The sequence below is a fragment of the Bordetella bronchialis genome, from assembly GCF_001676705.1.
GTDB lineage: Bacteria > Pseudomonadota > Gammaproteobacteria > Burkholderiales > Burkholderiaceae_B > Bordetella_C > Bordetella_C bronchialis.
This window is the reverse complement of the sequence record NZ_CP016170.1, coordinates 3,292,259-3,309,209: the sequence shown is the minus strand read 5'-3', so window position 1 is coordinate 3,309,209 and position 16,951 is coordinate 3,292,259. Positions and strand designations below refer to the sequence as shown.

Here is a 16,951-nt window from a genome sequence, read left to right as displayed (position 1 = left end):
CGATGACCCCCGTCCACGCCTGGAATCCGACCCATGAGTGCTTCCCACGCCTCCAAGCCGCTGATCGCGGCGTCCTCGCATCTGGTCTCCGATCGCGCCCCGGACCTGTCCGCGGTCGAGTTCGGCCTGATGATCGCGGGGCATGCCTTCAACCGCTGGATCGTGCGCTGCATGGCGGCGGCCGGCCTGCCGGACCTGACGGCGATCGACGTCATCGTCCTGCACCACGTGCATCACCGCCAGCGGGGCAAGAAGCTGGCCGATATCTGCTTCACGCTGAATATCGAGGACACGCACATCGTCAATTATTCGCTGAAGAAGCTGGAGCGCCTGGGCGTGGTCCAGGGCCAGCGCAGCGGCAAGGAAGTCGTGTATTCCGTGACCGACAAGGGCAGCGAGGTCATCCGCCGCTACGTAGAGGTACGCGAACGCTGCCTGATCGACGGGCTGCCGGCGGCCAGCAGCGGCCTGGAGTTTTCCCAGGACCTGGCCAATCTGTTGCGCGGCTTGTCGGGGGTGTACGACCAGGCCGCGCGCGCGGCCACATCGCTGTAGCGCGGCGGGCCGGACGGCGGTAGTCCGCGATTCGGCTCGTCATCCGATGTCGGCCCGCGCTTCGCGCCACGCGATCAGAAATCCGCAATTCGCAATCCGCAATCCGCAATCCGCGATCCACGATCCACGATCCACGATCCGCAATTCGCAATTCGCAATTCGCAATTCGCAATTCGTCATCCGTAATCCGCAATCCGCAATCCGCAATCCGTAATCCGCAATCCGCAATCCGCAATCCGCATTTCCTATTCCGCAATCCAGCCCGCCCGACGTCGCAGGTGACGTCCGGCGAAAACCAGTATGGGAACCGTTATGAAGTGGCAATTCTGGGTAGACCGTGGCGGTACGTTCACGGACATCGTGGGCCGTCGTCCGGACGGCAGCACCACCACCATCAAGATGCTGTCGGAGAACCCCGAGCAGTATCGCGACGCCGCCGTGGCGGGCATCCGCAAGCTGCTCGGCCTGGCGCCGGGCGAGACGGTGCCCGCGGACCAGGTGGATTGCGTGAAGATGGGCACGACCGTGGCCACCAACGCGCTGCTGGAGCGCAAGGGCGAACGCACCTTGCTGGTCACCACGCGCGGCTTCCGCGACGGCTTGCGCATCGCCTACCAGAACCGTCCGCGCCTGTTCGACCGTAACGTGGTGCTGCCGGAGATGCTGTACGACGGCGTCGTCGAGGCCGTCGAACGGATAGGGGCCGCCGGAGACATCGTCACGCCACTGGACGAGGCTGCCCTGCGGCGGGACCTGCAGGCCCGCTACGATGAAGGCATCCGCGCCGTCGCCATCGTTTTCATGCATGCCTGGCGCGAGCCCCGGCACGAGCAACGCGCCGCCGAGCTGGCGCGCGAGGTCGGGTATACGCAGGTGTCGGTTTCGCACGAGGTCAGCCCGCTGATCAAGTTCGTCTCGCGCGGCGATACCACGGTGGTCGACGCTTATCTGTCGCCCATCCTGATGCGCTACGTGCAGCAGGTGGCCAGCGAGCTTCCCGGCATCCGCCTGATGTTCATGCAGTCCAGCGGCGGCCTCACGGATGCGCATCGCTTCCGCGGCAAGGACGCCATCCTGTCCGGCCCGGCGGGTGGGATCGTCGGCATGGTCCGTACCAGCGAACTGGCGGGCTTCCGGCAGGTAATCGGCTTCGACATGGGCGGCACGTCCACCGATGTATCGCACTATGCCGGCGAATTCGAGCGCGAATTCGAAACGCAGGTGGCGGGCGTGCGGATGCGCGCGCCCATGATGAGCATCCACACGGTGGCGGCCGGGGGCGGCTCCATCCTGCATTTCGACGGTGCGCGATTGCGTGTCGGGCCGGATTCGGCGGGCGCCAATCCCGGCCCGGCCTGCTACCGCCGCGGCGGCCCGCTGGCCGTGACGGACTGCAATGTGCTGCTGGGCAAGATCCAGCCGGACTTCTTTCCGCGTGTGTTCGGCCCCCAGGCGGACCAGCCCCTGGATCGCGAGGCGGCCGCGCTCGGCTTCGCCGAAATGGCGGTCCGGGTCAAGGCCGAGACCGGGCGGGAGATGAGCCCGGAGCAATTGGCCGAGGGTTTCCTGGAAATCGCCGTGGGCAATATGGCCGAAGCCATCAAGCGGATCTCGGTGCAGCGCGGACATGACGTGACGGAGTACGCCCTGACGGTCTTCGGCGGTGCCGGCGGCCAGCATGCCTGCCTGGTGGCCGACGCCCTGGGCATGACGACGGTGTTCGCCCACCCGCTGGCCGGGGTGTTGTCCGCCTACGGCATGGGGCTGGCGGACCAGACCGAAATGCGCCAGAAAACCGTCGAGCGGGTGCTGGACGATGCGCTGGTCGCGGCGCTGGGCCAGGAGCTGGACGCGCTGGCCCGCGACGCCGTGGCCGAACTGCGCCGCCAGCACGTTGGCGAGGACGCGATCTCCGTGCAGCGTCGCCTGCACCTGAAATATCGCGGCACCGACACCGCGCTGGAGGTGCCGTTCGCCTCCGCCGCCCAGGCGCGCGCCGACTTCGAGGCCGCGTACCGGCAGCGCTACTCCTTCCTGATGCCGGGCCGCGAGCTGGTCGTGGAAACCATTTCCGTGGAAGCCACCGGTGGCGGCGAGCCGGTGACGGAAGCGCCGGTGGACGCGCGTCGCGAGGGGCCGCTGGCGCCGCGCCGGCAGGTACGCATGTACAGCGGCGGCGCCTGGCACGACACGCCCCTGTACGTGCGCGACGACATGACGCCGGGCGACCTGCTGGACGGTCCGGCCATTATCTCGGAGAAGAACCAGACCACCGTGGTGGAGCCCGGCTGGCGCGCCGAGCTCACGCCGCGCGACCACCTGGTGCTGCGCCGCGTGCAGGCCCGGCCGCAGCGCCGCGCCGTGGGCACCGAGGCCGACCCCGTCATGCTGGAGGTGTTCAATAACCTGTTCATGTCCATCGCCGAACAGATGGGGTACCGCCTGCAGAACACCGCCTATTCGGTCAACATCAAGGAGCGCCTGGACTTCTCCTGCGCCATCTTCGACGACCGCGGCAACCTGATCGCCAACGCGCCCCATATGCCCGTGCATCTGGGCTCCATGGGCGAGTCCATCCGCACCGTCATGACCGCCAACGCCGACCGCATGAAGCCCGGCGATGCCTATGTGGTCAACGATCCCTACCATGGCGGCACCCATCTGCCGGACGTCACCATCATCACCCCCGTATTCGACCGGGCCGGGCGCGAGATCCTTTTCTACGTCGGCTCGCGCGGGCATCACGCGGACATCGGCGGCACCACCCCGGGGTCGATGCCGCCCGATTCGCGCACGGTGGAAGACGAGGGCGTGCTTTTCACGAACTTTCAACTGGTGCGGGACGGCGAGTTCCGCGAGCGGGAAGCGCGCGAGATCCTCGGCTCGGGCAAGTGGCCGGCCCGCAATCCGGACCAGAACATCGCCGACATGCGCGCGCAGATTGCCGCCAACGAAAAAGGCGTGCAGGAGTTGCTGCGCATGTGCGACCACTTCGGCCTGGACGTGGTGCGCGCCTATATGGGCCACGTGCAGGACAACGCCGAGGAGGCGGTGCGCCGCGTGATCTCGGTGCTGAAGGACGGCAGCTACGAATATCCCCTGGACAATGGCGCGGTCATCCGCGTCGCCGTCCGCGTGGACCGGGACGCCCGCAGCGCCGTGGTGGATTTCACCGGGACATCGCCCCAGCTGGACAATAATTTCAACGCGCCGGGCGCCATCGCCGTGGCGGCGGTGCTGTATGTCTTCCGTACCCTGGTCGACGACGAAATCCCCCTGAACGCCGGCGGGTTGAAGCCGCTGGAAATCATCGTGCCGCAGGGCTCCATGCTGCGTCCCAACCCGCCGGCCTCGGTCGTGGCGGGCAACGTCGAAACCTCCATGTGCATCGTCAATGCGCTGTACGGGGCGCTGGGCGTGCTGGCCGCCAGCCAGGGCACCATGAACAACCTGACGTTCGGCAATGCCCGCTACCAGTACTACGAAACCATCTCCGGCGGCACGGGCGCCGGCCCGCTGCGCATCGATGCGCCCCAGGACACCAGCCAGGGCTTCGATGGCCAGTCGGTGGTCCAGGCGCATATGACCAACTCGCGGCTGACCGATCCGGAGGTGCTGGAGCTGCGTTTCCCCGTGCGCCTGGAATCCTACGAAATCCGCCATGGCTCGGGCGGGAAGGGCCGCTACCGCGGCGGGGACGGCGGCATCCGCAGGCTGCGCTTCCTGGAACCCATGACGGCGGCCATCCTGTCGAACAACCGCCGCTACGCGCCCTTTGGCCTGCATGGCGGCGAGCCGGGACAGGTAGGCCGCAACTACGTGGAACGGGCGGACGGCCGCATCGATCCCCTGGGCCCGCAGGACAGCACGGAACTGCAGGCCGGCGATATCTTCGTCGTGGAAACGCCGGGAGGGGGCGGTTTCGGCAAAATTTAACGGTGTCGGATCATCCCGGAGGGGGTACAGGCGGGGCGGGCTGCGTTAACATCCCAGCCTTCGGCGTGTCGCCAACCTAACGGCACGCCCCCCAGCCCGTATCCCGGGCGAAGCTAAACAAAGGAGAGTCGAACATGCTCAATAAGAAATTCGCCGCCATGATGGCCGGGATGTCGGTGGCCTGGTTCGCCATGACCGCGCCGGCGGCCGCGCAAGGAAGCGACAGGCAGCTGGTGGTCGCGACGGACACGGCCTTCGTGCCGTTCGAATTCAAGAAGGGCGACACCTACACTGGTTTCGACATCGACCTGTGGGCCGCCATCGCCAAGCAGCTGAACGTCAAGTACAAGCTGCAGCCCATGGACTTCAACGGCATCATCCCCGGCCTGCAGACCAAGAACATCGACGTCGCGCTGGCCGGCATCACGATACGCGACGACCGCAAGCAGGTCATCGATTTCTCCGATCCCTACTACGAAAGCGGCCTGTCCATCCTGGTCAACGCGGACAATGGCAGCATCAAGAACGCGGCCGACCTGGGCGGCAAGACGGTGGCGGTCAAGACCGGTACGGCCACGGTGGACTACATGCAGAAAAACGTGCCGTCCGCCAAGCTCAAGCTGTTCCCCAATATCGACAACGCCTACCTGGAACTGGCCACCGGCCGCGTCGACGCCGCGGTGCACGACACGCCCAATGTCCTGTACTACGCCAATACCGCCGGCAAGGGGCGCGTGAAGGTCGTGGGCAACGTCAAGAGCGGCGACTACTACGGCATCGCCTTTCCCAAGGGCAGCCCGCTGGTCGCGGACGTCAACAAGGCCCTGGCCGCGCTAAAGGCCAACGGCCAGTACGAAGCCATCTACGTCAAGTGGTTCGGCAAGAAACCCGAGTAAACCCCGCCTTGAACGGTCGCCGGGCACGCCCCGCGCGTGTCATCCCGGCGACCCGTTGATTCTTCCATTCACCCGCTGCGGCTGCGCCGCTTACCCGGATCGCCGCGCCGATCCGCGGCACGGGTTCCTTCCTACAGGGGAAATATGTGAATTTCGATTGGTCTGTCGTGTGGGCCGCCGTGCCCAATCTGCTCGACGGAACGGTGATGACGATCAAGATCACCTTCTGGGGCCTGGTGGGCGGCTTCCTGCTCGGCGCCCTGGCGGGCGTGACGCGCGCCTACGCACCCCGGGCATTGGCCACCATCGCGCTGGTCTACGTTGCCGTGATCCGCGGCACGCCCATCGTGGTGCAGGTCATGTTCATCTACTTCGCCCTGCCGCTGATCGCCAGCGGACTGCGCATCGATGCCGAGATCGCGGCCATCCTGACCTTGATGATCAACTCCGGCGCCTATATCGCCGAAATCGTCCGTGGCGCGCTGCTGTCGGTTCCCAAGGGACTGAGAGAGGCCGGCCAGGCCATGGGCTTGCCCTTCCACAAGATCCTGGTGCACATCATCGGGCCGGTGGCGGTGCGCCGCATGATCCCGCCGCTGGGCAACCAGTGCATCATCAGTCTTAAGGATTCGTCGCTGTTCATCGTGATCGGCGTGGCCGAGCTGACCCGCCAGGGCCAGGAGATCATGGCCAGCAACTTCCGGGCGGTCGAAATCTGGTCGGCCGTGGCCATCATTTATCTGATCATCACGGGCCTGATGGCCGTCGGCCTGCGGTATGCCGAGAAAAGGATGCGCATCCTATGAGCATGGTTGAATTCAAGAACGTCAGCAAGCGCTTCGGCACATCCACGGTCCTGAACGGTATCTCGCTGAACATCGAGGCCGGCGAGGTCGTGGTCGTGGTGGGGCCGTCCGGATCCGGCAAGTCGACCTTCCTGCGCTGTATCAATGTGCTGGAAACCATCGACGAAGGCGATCTGCTGGTCGATGGCTACAGCGTCAAGGGCAACCCCGCGCAAGTCCGCGAAATTCGCCGCGAAGCCGGCATGGTGTTCCAGCAGTTCAATCTGTTCCCCCAGATGACGGCGCTGGAAAACGTCATGTTCGGCCCCGTCCATACGCGCGGCGTGCCGCGCGCCCAGGCGCGCGCCGAAGCCCAGGCGCTGCTGGCCAAGGTCGGGCTGGAACAACGCATGGACCACTATCCATCCGAGCTCTCCGGCGGGCAGCAGCAACGCGTGGCGATCGCCCGCGCGCTGGCCATCAAGCCCAAGCTCATGCTTTTCGACGAACCGACCAGCGCGCTGGATCCCGAGCTTCGGCACGAGGTCCTGAAGGTCATGCGCGACCTGGCGGAGGAAGGCATGACCATGGTCGTCGTGACGCACGAAATGGAGTTCGCCCGGCGCGTGGGCAGCCGGCTGCTGTTCATCGACGGCGGCAAGGTTGCGCATGACGGCTCGCCGGAAGCGCTGCTGTCCGATCCGCCCAGCCAGCGCCTGAAGGACTTTCTTCAGCACGTCGCCTGAGATCCCCCCACAAGCCGCCGCAAGGCGGCTTTTTCATGTTCACCCGGGACGGCGCCTATTTGCCGAAAGGCATGAAGTCACGCGTCAGGTCGACGACGACGGATGTCGTCATCACGCCGACGCCGGCCAGCGTGGGCGACCGCTCCACCGTCGCGGTGCGGAAAACGACCGGGCTGGGAACGGGCCACTTGTCTCCTTTGACGACGTCCATGGCGGTCTGCCACTGGCCATCCGTCGTGCGGACCCTTCGGTATATCGCCATGGCGGTAATGGTGGGAAAGCGGCCTACCTTCAGTTGCGACAGGTTCCAGTCGATGGTCACGTCATCGCAGGCGTCGTTGATATCGACGGGGTATGCATAGGGCTTGCCGGCCTCGATGACGATGGGATCGGTATAGGGGTTTTTCAGGCAGTTCGAACTGGAGAACTGCACATGCAGGTCGCGCCCCGTCAAGTTGTAGAAGAGGATATTGCCGGTTTCGGCCCAGGCGGGAGATAAGACGGTTGCCAGCGCGGCGGCAACCAGCTTCCTGTACAGGGACATGGACTGGCTCCGTATCCGGAAACGGGATTCCGAGCTCCCGTGGCACTCGATCCGGATCTTAATGAGATCGCGCGCCGAACGGACGGCTGGCCGGCGTAATGTACGGTTAGCAGGTATTCCGGGCGGCGGCATGCGCGCAGGGCAGGCCGGAAGCGCACTCGCTGGGCAGGCCCCATCGCGCGGGCCCCATCGTGCAAGGACCGCCACGCCGTGGACCGCCGGCAAGGTCTTCCAGCCGGCCTCAGCCCTTCACGCGCACGATCTTCTGCACCTGCGGCACATGCCGGATGGCGCGTATCACTTGCGCCAGGTGTTTGCGGCTATCGACCTGCACGGTGACGTGCAGGGACACCGTCGCCACCGCGTCGTCATGCATGGTCACATGCACGATGTTGGCATCCGTGGCGGTGATCTCCGCCGCCAGCCGGCCCAGCACCCCGCGTTCGTTGCGCGTGACGATATCCAGCCGCGTGGACAAATGCTTGGCGGTTTGGGTGTCCCAGGCCACATTGATCCAGCGCTCGGGTTCGCGCGCGCGCTGGCGTGCCGCGACGGGACAGTCCGCGGTATGGACGACCAGCCCATGGCCCAGCCGCATGCCGGCGATGATGGGGTCGCCGGGCAGGGGGCCGCAGCAGGGCGCCAGTTGCACGGCCTGGCCCTCGTTGCCCTGGATCAGGATGGGCGCGCTGCGCGCCGCCGTGATTTCGTCGACGGCGGCCGCGGTGGTGGCGATCAGTTCGTGTTCGGGCGCGAAGCGGCGGGCGACGACGGCCGCCAGGCGCTTGCCCAGGCCGATGTCGGCCAGGATTTCGTCGCGCGAGCTGGCACCGCTGCTGCGCGCCAGTTTTTCCCATTCCGGATCGTTGGCTGGCGGCAGGGACAGATGCAGTTCCTGCAGGGCCTGGGTGAGCAGGCGTTCGCCGAACGCGACGGATTCGGCGTACTTCACCGTGCGCAGGTAGTGGCGGATTTCCGAGCGCGCGCGGCCGGTGCGCACATAGTTGAGCCATTGCGCGTTCGGCCGCGAGGCGGGCGAGGTGATGATTTCCACCGTATCGCCGCTGGACAGCTCCGTGCGCAGGGGAATGAATTCGTTGTTGACCTTGGCGGCCACCGCCTGGTTGCCGATGTCGGTATGGATGGCATACGCGAAATCGACGGGCGTGGCGCCGCGCGGCAAGGAGATGATCTTGCCGTGCGGGGTGAATACATAGACCGCGTCCGGAAACAGGTCTACCTTGACGTGCTCCAGGAATTCGCTGGAATCGCCGGTCTGGCTCTGGATGTCCAGCAGCGATTGCAGCCACTGGTGCGTGCGCTTTTGCAGATCGTTCAGGGATACGTCCGCGCTCTTGTACAGCCAGTGCGATGCCACGCCTTCTTCGGCCACGTGGTGCATGTCGCGCGTGCGGAACTGGAATTCGACGGGCGTGCCGTACGGCCCCACCAGCGTGGTATGCAGCGACTGGTAGCCGTTGACCTTGGGGATGGCGATGTAGTCCTTGAACTTGCCCGGCACCGGGCGATACAGCTGGTGCAGGGTGCCCAGGGCCAGATAGCATTCCGGCAGCGTATGGACGATGACGCGGAAACCGTAGATGTCCAGGACCTCGGAGAAGGTCTTTTTCTGGTCGACCATCTTGCGGTAGATGCCGTACAGCGTCTTCTCGCGTCCGGTGACTTCGGCTTCGATGCCCGCTGCAGGCAGCGCCGCCCGCACGGCGTCCTCGATCTTGCCGATGACCTCGCGGCGGTTGCCGCGCGCGGCCAGCACGGCCTTGTACAGCACCTGGTAGCGGTTGGGATACATGGCCGCGAAACACAGGTCCTGCAGTTCGCGGAACAGCAGGTTCAAGCCCAGGCGGTGCGCGATGGGGGCGTAGATGTCCAGCGTTTCGCGGGCGATGCGCCGGCGCTTTTCCGGGGCGACCGCATCCAGTGTGCGCATGTTGTGCACGCGGTCGGCCAGCTTGATCAGGATGACGCGCACGTCGCGCGCCATGGCCAGCAGCATCTTGCGGAAGCTTTCCGCCTGCTGTTCCGCCTTGGTGGCGAAGTCCAGCCTGTCCAGTTTGGACAGGCCGTCCACCAGTTCGGCGACTTCGGGGCTGAAGCGTTCGGCCAGTTCGTGCTTGGTGACGCCCTGGTCTTCCATGACGTCGTGCAGCAGCGCCGCCGACAGGGCGTTGGCGTCCAGCTTCCAGCCCGCGCAGATTTCCGTGACGGCAATCGGATGCGAGATGTACGGCGCGCCGCTGGCGCGGAATTGCCCCAGGTGCGCCTGGTCGGCGAAGCGATAGGCTTCGCGGACCCGCTCGACATCCTTGGGGTCCAGGTACTTGCTGATGATTTCCGTCAGCGGCGCCAGCGATGCGATGGGGGCGGAAGCCGGCGTTTCGGCCGCCTGTTGCACGGCGGCCGCGATGGGCGAGGGCGCGGTCTTGCCCTGTTTACGGCCGGGCCGGCGGCCCAGGCGTGAGCCCGCGCGCAGGGCGGCGAGCAGACCCGTGGAGGCGTACTTGAGTGCGGGGAAGGCCATGCGCGCCACCTCCCGACCGCGATCAGGTCGGTACTTTACGCAGCATTTCAGCGCCGGTCTGGCCCGCGGCGATTTCCTTCAACGCGGTCACCGTGGGCTTGTCCTTGCTGTCGAGCCGCGGGGCATGGCCCTGCGCCAGTTCGCGGGCACGATAAGTGGCGGCCAGGGTCAGCGTGAAACGATTCGGGATATGAATCAGACAATCTTCAACGGTAATGCGGGCCATAAGGGGTCACCTGAAATATGACGATGAAACCGGGAGCGTGAAAGCGAGGCCGCGCCCTGTGCTCAATGGGGCGCCGAGATACCCAATTGGGAAAACAGCTGGGCGTGGCGGACTGCTTGAGAGGAGAAGCGCAACCTGGCCGCGTTGACGATCTGGGTCAGTTCATCCAACGCGACGCTAAATTCTTGATTAATAATAACATATTCGCACTCGGGCGCATGGGCGATTTCGCCCCCGGCCGCCAGCAGGCGGCGCGCGATCACCGAGTCCGGATCCTGGCCGCGGGCTTTCAGGCGGGCTTCCAGTTCGTCGATGGAAGGCGGCAGGATGAAGATGCCGATCGCCCCCGGAAAACGCTGCCGCACCTGGCGGGCGCCCTGCCAGTCGATTTCCAGCAGCACGTCGTGCCCCGCGCGGGTCGCCTGGGCGATTCCGTCGGCCGGCGTCCCGTAGTAGTTGCCATGGACTTCCGCCCATTCCAGCAGGGCGTTGTCGTCGCGCATCCGCTCGAATTCCGCCACGCTGACGAAGCGGTAGTCGCGCCCGTCCACTTCACCCGGCCGCGGTGCCCGCGTCGTGCACGAAATCGACAGGCGGATGCTGGCATCGCGCTGCAGCAGCGCCCGGACCAGGCTGGATTTGCCGGCGCCGCTGGGCGCGACGACCATAAAGACATTTCCGGGCGTGGCGAGGGTTCCGGCGGAGGCGGGCATGGCTATCGGCGATCGGCGAGACGGCTGCCATCCGGGTCGACCGGCAGGGGCAGCGCGTGAGGGCTACGGGAGGTAAAGGCTGGATATAGGCAGGAGGTGAAGGATAACAAATCGTCGCAGGCTGGCGCCATGGAGTAGCATGCCTGAAATTTTCCTACAGGAGACCCAGATGAATCAGAACGGCAGGCGTGGCGAGGGCAAGGTCGCCGTGGTGACCGGGGCGGGCAGCGGCATCGGCCGCGCCGTGGCGCTGCAACTGCTGGCCGAGGGCTACCGCGTCGCCCTGGCCGGACGGCGCGCCGAGGCGCTGGAAGAAACCCGGGCGGCGGCCGGCGCCGACGCGGAACGGGCGCTGGCGGTGGCGACCGATGTCTGCAATGAGGAATCCGTGCGGAATCTGTTCGAGCAGACCCGGCGCGCCTTCGGCCGCCTGGACGTGCTCTTCAACAACGCGGGCCGGGGCGCCCCGGCCGTGCCCATCGAAGAGCTGCCCGTCGAGACCTGGCGCAGCGTCGTCGATACCAACCTGACCGGCATGTTCCTGTGCGCGCAGGCCGCCATCCGCATCATGAAGGACCAGCAGCCGCGCGGCGGCCGCATCGTCAACAATGGTTCCATCTCGGCTCACGCGCCGCGGCCGTATTCCATCGCCTATACCGCCACCAAGCACGCCGTCACGGGGCTGACCAAGTCGATTTCCCTGGATTGCCGCCAGTACGACATCGCCTGCGGGCAGATCGACATCGGCAATGCGGCGACGCCGATGACCGAGCGCATGGTGGCGGGCGTGCTGCAGCCCGACCATACCGTGCGTGCCGAGCCCCGCATGGACGTCGCCCACGTGGCGGAAGCGGTCGCCTCGATGGTTGCCCTGCCGCTGGACGCCAATGTCCAGTTCATGACCATCATGGCCACCAAGATGCCTTTCCTGGGGCGCGGCTGAGTACCGCCGTCGCGGGCAGGCCGCGGCGGCGGGCCGGGCGCAGGAGCCGCCCGCCGCGGGCTTATCGGGCGTTGGACGCCACGGCGGTCGCGCCGCCATCGCCGGGAGCGATATAGCGGCGGGCGCCGTTGAAGCGCTTGGACCAGTAGGCGCTGTCCAGCGTATCGATGCGTACTTTCTCGCCCCGCGTGGGGGCGTGGATGAATTCGTTATTGCCGATATAGATGCCGACGTGGGACGTCTGGTTGTGCCGGCGTATGCCGAAGAACACCAGGTCGCCAGGTTGCAGCTGGGCCGTTTTGACGGCGCGGCCTTCGGCGCGTTGATCGCGCGCGCGGCGCGGCAGGTCCATGCCGGCCACTTCCTTGTAGATGAAGCTGACCAGGCCGCTGCAATCGAAGCCGGTATCGGGATCGTCGCCGCCATAGCGGTAACGCGTTCCCAGCGCGTCCAGCCCGGCGGCGACGACACGGTCGCGCAGCGAGGGGACGGTGGGAAGGTCGGTAGGGGAAAGACCCTTGAGGGAGCCAAGGGCATCTGAGGAAATCATCGCGCCGGCGGTACCGGGCAGGGTGGCGAGGGCGATGGTCAGTAGGGCGGCGGGAAGGAAGATTCGGGAAAAGGGATAGCGTCTCGTCGGCGGCGTCATAACTGCACTTCAGAAAATCGGAGTGGAATGGCGTGGCTTCAACTGCGTTCAAGCCGGCGAATGCGGAAATAGTTCGCGAAGTGGATTATATAACGGAAATATTTCTTACATCTGCGGGGAAAATCTGCCAATCTCTGCGATTGCGATTGCAATCGCCGGCTTCCCCAGGGAAGCCGCTAGCGGCGCCCGGGATATCCCTTGGTGATCCAAGGGTAAACCCCTAGTCGGCATCGCGCCGTTGCGGCCCCGAAGGGCGCCTTGTGTCCCCGATGAAACAAATGGTGTGCGCATGTTGTAAATGCCGCCATTCTGACGCGACCCGCCAATAAATGGCCGAAAAAGCGGGGCCGTTTTCGTAAAAAGACCGCAAACAGACCCCGGAACGCGCGGGCGGGGCGCTTAGAAACTTGCCCGCACGCCCACCATCACGGCGCGTCCGCCTTCCGGCGCGATGTCGCGCAATACCGACGTTGCGTAGCGGATCTCTTGGTTGGTCAGATTGGTGCCGCGCAGGTACGCCTGCCATTGCGTCTTGTCCACCCGGAACGAGTACGTCAGGTCGGCATCCAGCTTGTAATAGCCGTCCGTGCTGTCATCGTTGTCGGGATGCCGGTGCTGGGCGAAGGCCTTGGTGAAGGACACCCCGGCGCCCCAGGCGCCGTAGGCGTAGTCCAGGCCGAATCCCAGCCGCAGCGGCGGGATGCGCGGCAGGGGCTCGCCGGTGTCGCTGTTGCGCGCGTTGGTGTAGTCTCCGGAGAGCAGCAGGTCCAGCTTGTGCGCCCCGCGGTCCAGGACCCGGAACGTGCCCTCGGCCTCGAAGCCGTAGAAATCCGCCGGCACGCCGCGGTAGAAGGCCTGCGACAGCGCGTCGTCGGTGCCGGGGGGCACGATCTCGCCTTCGTCGTTGGCGAACAGGCCGGTGTTCATCTCCGTGATGTAGTTGCGGAAGTGGCTGTAGAAGACGCCGAAGTTGCCATGGTGGGGGCCGGCCTTGAAGCGCAGTCCCAGGTCCCCGGAGAACGAGCGCTCCTTGTTCAGGGAGGGATCGCCGATCAGGTACTGGCCGGTCGCCTCGTGCGGTCCGTTGGCGTACAGCTCGTAGAAGGTCGGCGCCCGCTCCGTGTAGGACGCGTTGGCCGCCAGGGACCAGACGCCGTCCAGCTTGTAGATGGCGCCCAGCGCCAGACTGCCCGCGGTGAAATCCCGCTTGGATGCCGCGTCGAATTTCTCCACGCCGCCAGCGGAAGGCGACAATCGGGTGTATTCCAAGCGGCCGCCCAGGCTAAGGTTGAGGCGGTCCGTGACGTCCCACTGCTCCACGTCGAACAGGGCGAACGAGTCGGTCTCGGTGGTGGGAACCAGGCTTTCGTCCCCCAGCGCGGAAAAGCGCGTCTGGCTGACCTGCAGCCCCAGCGCGCCCCGCAGCGGGCCCAGGTCCTGGTGCTGCGCCTCGACGCGCGCTTCGTAGCCATGGTTCTTGAAGCGGGTGCCGGTGACGCCGTCGTCGATCTCGCGATGCTGGTAATCGGTGTAGGCGAAGTCGAACTTCAGGCTTTTGAACGGGCCGTCCAGGTCGTCGATCTTGCTGGTGGCTCCGAAACGTTCCTGGCGCATTTTCAGGCGCACGGAATCTTCCGCCACCGAGCCGTAATCCGAGTCGTAGCCGCTATAGGAAATCCCCGCGTAGCCGCTGTCGCCGGTCCATGACATCCCCACGCCGCCGCCGTGCATCGAGCCGTCGCTGTTGGGCAGCCGTCCGTGCGCTTCGTCGGCATCCGGACCATCCTGGGCGCGCAGGGCAGGCGTGCGTGCATAGCCGGGAATGCGCAGGTCGTCGGTCTGGCGGCCAAAGGCGTCGGCGCGGATGGCGAAGCGACCGTCCCCGCCTTCCAGCTGCACCGCGCCTGAACGGCTGTTGTTCGCGCCGCCCCAGTCGCCCTGAAGCTGGCCGTGGACGCCTTGCACCGGTTCGGTGGGAATGCGGTCGTCGATGACATTGACCACGCCGCCGACGGCGTTGCCGCCGTACAGCAGCGCGGCGGGGCCGCGCACGATCTCGATGCGGCTGGCGCTCATCGGGTCCAGCGGCACGGCATGGTCGAAGGACAGCGACGAGGCATCCACCGAACCCAGGCCGTTGTTCATGATGCGGATGCGGTCCCCATCCATGCCGCGGATGATGGGACGGCCCACCATGGGGCCATAGGTAGTGGTGGAGATACCGGGCAAGCCATTGAGCGTCTGGCCCAGCGTGTCGGCGCGGCGCAGGTCCAGGCCGGTGCCTTCCAGCACGGTGGTGGGCGAGGCGATATCCGCGCTGCCCAGGGGATTCCCGGTCGTGATCACCGTCGGCAGGGTGACCGTGGGCGCGGTGGCCGTCGCGGCGGGGCTGCTGCCGCTGTGGCGGCCGGATGCGGGCGCCGTGTCGGCGGCAAGGACGTTCGCCGGGGATGCGGGTGCCGCCCCGGGGGAAGGGGCATTCGCGCTGGAAGCGGCCGGCGCGGCGCGGCCGGTGGCGGAAGCGGGAGCCAGCTGCCCGGCGTCCTGGGACCGGGCCGACGGGGCGGCGCACACGGCCAGCGCCGCACTCAGTGACAGGGCGAGCGGAGACGAACTAAAGCGGCGGGCGGAGCGTGGGCGCCGCGGGGCTGGGAGAGATCGAGGCATCGTTTCGATAGGAAAAAGGGGGCCGTCCGGCCGTTCGAGCGGCCGGGCTGCGAAAAAGGGCGGTCCGGCCGTTCGAACGGCCGGCTGCGGCAGAAGGGCGTCCGGGTGCGGATCAGCGCCAGGCGAGGGTGCCGGACAGCGTCGCCGGCGGTGCGCGCGGCAGGATCCAGGGCCGATCCGCCGGCCGGCGCGGGAGGAAAGGCCGGTCCGCCGGCGCCGCGTAGCTGCCCGCCGCGAAGGCGGCCAGCGCCGTGACCGGCAGCGCGTGATCCAGAAACTGCCATTCGTCGCAGACGTGGCAGTGCGCGGCCGCGCCGTGCGCCGTGCCCGGCTGGCGCGCGACGCTGGCTGCCGCGTCCGCGCCGGCGCGCGCACCCTGTCGCGGCGATGCCGAAGCCTGGCCATGGGCGGCCGCTCCCGGCAGGTCCAGGTGCGACATCGCATGCAATGTCGCGCCCAGCGGAGCGAACAGCGCGGCCAGCCATATCCATAGCAAGGCGGCGGCGCGTGCGGCCGGACGCCTGGCGATGGAGACGAAAATAGGCTCTGCCCGCGGCAAGTTCTTTCCCCGAGATGGACGGGCAGGGCGCATCGGAGGATGCCAAGCATGGACCCCGCCGGATCCGCGTATTTTTGTAATGATATATTATTCCATATAAGATCTGGCGCAAATGTGAAGGCCGCGGGTCGGCGTCCCCCGTCGCGCGGTATGGTGCCGGCCCATGATCGTGCGCCCCAAAACCGGCTGGTTCCGCATGCTGTTCGCCTGGGAACACTCGGTGCGGAACACCATCTTGGCGCCGCTGGGCATCATCTTCCTGCTCTCGCTGGCGGCCCTCTGGGGGTATCGCCGCAGCGACGCCTTCTTCCTGTGTCTGAGCCCCGTGCCTTTCTCCCTGATCGGCGTGGCGCTGGCGATTTTCGCCAGCTTTCGCAACAACGCCTGCTACGAGCGGTATTGGGAAGGACGCAAGCAGTGGGGCGTGCTGTCATGCGCGACGCGCGATCTGGCGCGCTACGCGGTGACCGTGCCCAGTCCGGCAGCCGCCCCATCGGATGTCCGGCATCTAGTCAATACGCTGGCTGCCTTCGTGCACGTGCTCAAGCATCAATTGCGCGGCACCGACCCGAGCCGCGCGTTGCACGAGTTCCTGGGCGACGCACACGCCCGCGATGTGCTGCGGCGTGCGCACCGGCCGCAATATCTGTTGACCTGTGTGCAGCGGCAACTGGCGTCCTGGCGCCGGGACGCGCGCATCGACGATATCCTGCTGGCGGCGGCCCTGGCCCACCTGGACAGGCTTAGCCAGGCGGCCGGCGCCTGCGAGCGCATCAGGACCACGCCGGTGCCTTATCCCTATGAAGTCCTGCTGCATCGGACGACGTATTTTTATTGCGTCCTGCTGCCCTTCGGCCTGGTGGAGAGCATCGGGTGGGCTACCCCCATCGTGACGGTCTTCATCGCCTACGCATTCCTGGCCCTGCACACCATCGCGGGGGAACTGGAAGACCCCTTCGGACAGGACGCCAACGATCTTCCGCTGGATGCCTTGTCCATCCAGATCGAACGCGCGATGCGCGACACGCTGGGCGACCGGGACTTGCCGCCGGCCGCGGTGCCCGACGCGCGCTATCGTCTGGATTAATCCGCAAGGCGGATCATTGCAACGACCACGGGCGGATCATCGCCGCGACAACAGTTGGATCCGCCGCCGGAGCCACGGGTGGGTCACCGCGCGAAACGCGGGG

Annotated in this window: 14 protein-coding genes; 7 read left to right on the top strand and 7 right to left on the bottom strand. The window is 66.5% G+C overall.

The window, feature by feature from the left end; all coding sequences use genetic code 11:
- The first annotated feature begins 33 nt into the window (after positions 1-33).
- The 5 genes from BAU06_RS14625 (at position 34) to glnQ (ending at position 6,918) form a co-directional block, all read left to right on the top strand.
- On the top strand, positions 34-555 hold the full coding sequence (locus BAU06_RS14625; RefSeq protein ID WP_066350451.1) for a winged helix DNA-binding protein: 522 nt from the start codon (positions 34-36) through the stop codon (positions 553-555).
- A 312-nt stretch (positions 556-867) separates the two neighbouring features.
- On the top strand, positions 868-4,491 hold the full coding sequence (locus tag BAU06_RS14615; protein ID WP_066350445.1) for a hydantoinase B/oxoprolinase family protein: 3,624 nt from the start codon (positions 868-870) through the stop codon (positions 4,489-4,491).
- Between the two features lie 134 nt (positions 4,492-4,625).
- Complete coding sequence (gene glnH, locus BAU06_RS14610; protein WP_066350440.1) at positions 4,626-5,387, top strand: glutamine ABC transporter substrate-binding protein GlnH; 762 nt, start codon at positions 4,626-4,628, stop codon at positions 5,385-5,387.
- 146 nt (positions 5,388-5,533) lie between these two features.
- Positions 5,534-6,193: a glutamine ABC transporter permease GlnP gene (gene glnP / locus BAU06_RS14605; RefSeq protein ID WP_066350437.1), complete on the top strand. Its 660-nt coding sequence runs from the start codon at positions 5,534-5,536 to the stop codon at positions 6,191-6,193.
- Positions 6,190-6,918 (top strand): glutamine ABC transporter ATP-binding protein GlnQ, encoded by a 729-nt coding sequence (gene glnQ, locus BAU06_RS14600; RefSeq protein WP_066350434.1) that lies wholly within the window; start codon positions 6,190-6,192, stop codon positions 6,916-6,918. The genes glnP and glnQ overlap by 4 nt, the downstream gene beginning before the upstream one ends.
- A gap of 55 nt (positions 6,919-6,973) precedes the next feature.
- Here glnQ and BAU06_RS14595 read toward each other — a convergent pair whose 3' ends face one another.
- The 4 genes from BAU06_RS14595 to gmk form a co-directional block, all read right to left on the bottom strand.
- The gene (locus tag BAU06_RS14595) at positions 6,974-7,462 is read right to left on the bottom strand and encodes a hypothetical protein (RefSeq protein ID WP_066350432.1); all 489 of its coding nucleotides are present in this window, start codon (positions 7,460-7,462) and stop codon (positions 6,974-6,976) included.
- A gap of 241 nt (positions 7,463-7,703) precedes the next feature.
- Entirely contained in the window at positions 7,704-10,004 is a 2,301-nt protein-coding gene (locus BAU06_RS14590; RefSeq protein WP_066350426.1) for a RelA/SpoT family protein, read from the bottom strand.
- Between the two features lie 22 nt (positions 10,005-10,026).
- Positions 10,027-10,230 (bottom strand): DNA-directed RNA polymerase subunit omega, encoded by a 204-nt coding sequence (gene rpoZ, locus BAU06_RS14585; RefSeq protein ID WP_066350423.1) that lies wholly within the window; start codon positions 10,228-10,230, stop codon positions 10,027-10,029.
- Positions 10,231-10,292: 62 nt separating this feature from the next.
- On the bottom strand, positions 10,293-10,898 hold the full coding sequence (gene gmk / locus BAU06_RS14580; RefSeq protein ID WP_066350417.1) for a guanylate kinase: 606 nt from the start codon (positions 10,896-10,898) through the stop codon (positions 10,293-10,295).
- Positions 10,899-11,112: 214 nt separating this feature from the next.
- On the opposite strand from gmk, the gene BAU06_RS14575 reads away from it, so the two are divergent.
- Complete coding sequence (locus BAU06_RS14575; protein ID WP_066350412.1) at positions 11,113-11,886, top strand: SDR family oxidoreductase; 774 nt, start codon at positions 11,113-11,115, stop codon at positions 11,884-11,886.
- 61 nt (positions 11,887-11,947) lie between these two features.
- On the opposite strand, the gene BAU06_RS14570 is transcribed toward BAU06_RS14575, so the two are convergent.
- The 3 genes from BAU06_RS14570 to BAU06_RS26635 all read right to left on the bottom strand — a co-directional run bounded on the left by BAU06_RS14570 (position 11,948) and on the right by BAU06_RS26635 (position 15,761).
- A complete protein-coding gene (locus BAU06_RS14570) occupies positions 11,948-12,535 on the bottom strand; it encodes a C40 family peptidase (RefSeq protein WP_066350411.1) in 588 nt (195 codons plus the stop codon).
- Positions 12,536-12,934: 399 nt separating this feature from the next.
- Positions 12,935-15,202 carry a TonB-dependent receptor gene (locus BAU06_RS14565; RefSeq protein ID WP_082993697.1) on the bottom strand — a complete coding sequence of 756 codons (2,268 nt, stop codon included), beginning with the start codon at positions 15,200-15,202 and terminating at the stop codon, positions 12,935-12,937.
- Positions 15,203-15,314: 112 nt separating this feature from the next.
- Complete coding sequence (locus BAU06_RS26635) at positions 15,315-15,761, bottom strand: hypothetical protein (RefSeq protein ID WP_066350409.1); 447 nt, start codon at positions 15,759-15,761, stop codon at positions 15,315-15,317.
- 163 nt (positions 15,762-15,924) lie between these two features.
- Here BAU06_RS26635 and BAU06_RS14555 point away from each other — a divergent pair, with 163 nt between their 5' ends.
- On the top strand, positions 15,925-16,848 hold the full coding sequence (locus tag BAU06_RS14555) for a bestrophin family protein (protein WP_066350404.1): 924 nt from the start codon (positions 15,925-15,927) through the stop codon (positions 16,846-16,848).
- Positions 16,849-16,951 lie beyond the last annotated feature (103 nt).

Bases quoted from the DNA above. Each gene is read 5' to 3' on its own strand.
- BAU06_RS14615 (WP_066350445.1), top strand. From the start codon at position 868: ATGAAGTGGCAATTCTGGGTAGACCGTGGCGGTACGTTCACGGACATC.
- BAU06_RS14555 (WP_066350404.1), top strand. From the start codon at position 15,925: ATGATCGTGCGCCCCAAAACCGGCTGGTTCCGCATGCTGTTCGCCTGG.
- BAU06_RS14565 (WP_082993697.1), bottom strand. From the start codon at position 15,202: ATGCCTCGATCTCTCCCAGCCCCGCGGCGCCCACGCTCCGCCCGCCGC.
- BAU06_RS14590 (WP_066350426.1), bottom strand. From the start codon at position 10,004: ATGGCCTTCCCCGCACTCAAGTACGCCTCCACGGGTCTGCTCGCCGCC.
- rpoZ (WP_066350423.1), bottom strand. From the start codon at position 10,230: ATGGCCCGCATTACCGTTGAAGATTGTCTGATTCATATCCCGAATCGT.
- BAU06_RS14570 (WP_066350411.1), bottom strand. From the start codon at position 12,535: ATGACGCCGCCGACGAGACGCTATCCCTTTTCCCGAATCTTCCTTCCC.
- gmk (WP_066350417.1), bottom strand. From the start codon at position 10,898: ATGGTCGTCGCGCCCAGCGGCGCCGGCAAATCCAGCCTGGTCCGGGCG.
- BAU06_RS14625 (WP_066350451.1), top strand. From the start codon at position 34: ATGAGTGCTTCCCACGCCTCCAAGCCGCTGATCGCGGCGTCCTCGCAT.
- BAU06_RS14595 (WP_066350432.1), bottom strand. From the start codon at position 7,462: ATGTCCCTGTACAGGAAGCTGGTTGCCGCCGCGCTGGCAACCGTCTTA.
- BAU06_RS14575 (WP_066350412.1), top strand. From the start codon at position 11,113: ATGAATCAGAACGGCAGGCGTGGCGAGGGCAAGGTCGCCGTGGTGACC.
- glnH (WP_066350440.1), top strand. From the start codon at position 4,626: ATGCTCAATAAGAAATTCGCCGCCATGATGGCCGGGATGTCGGTGGCC.
- glnQ (WP_066350434.1), top strand. From the start codon at position 6,190: ATGAGCATGGTTGAATTCAAGAACGTCAGCAAGCGCTTCGGCACATCC.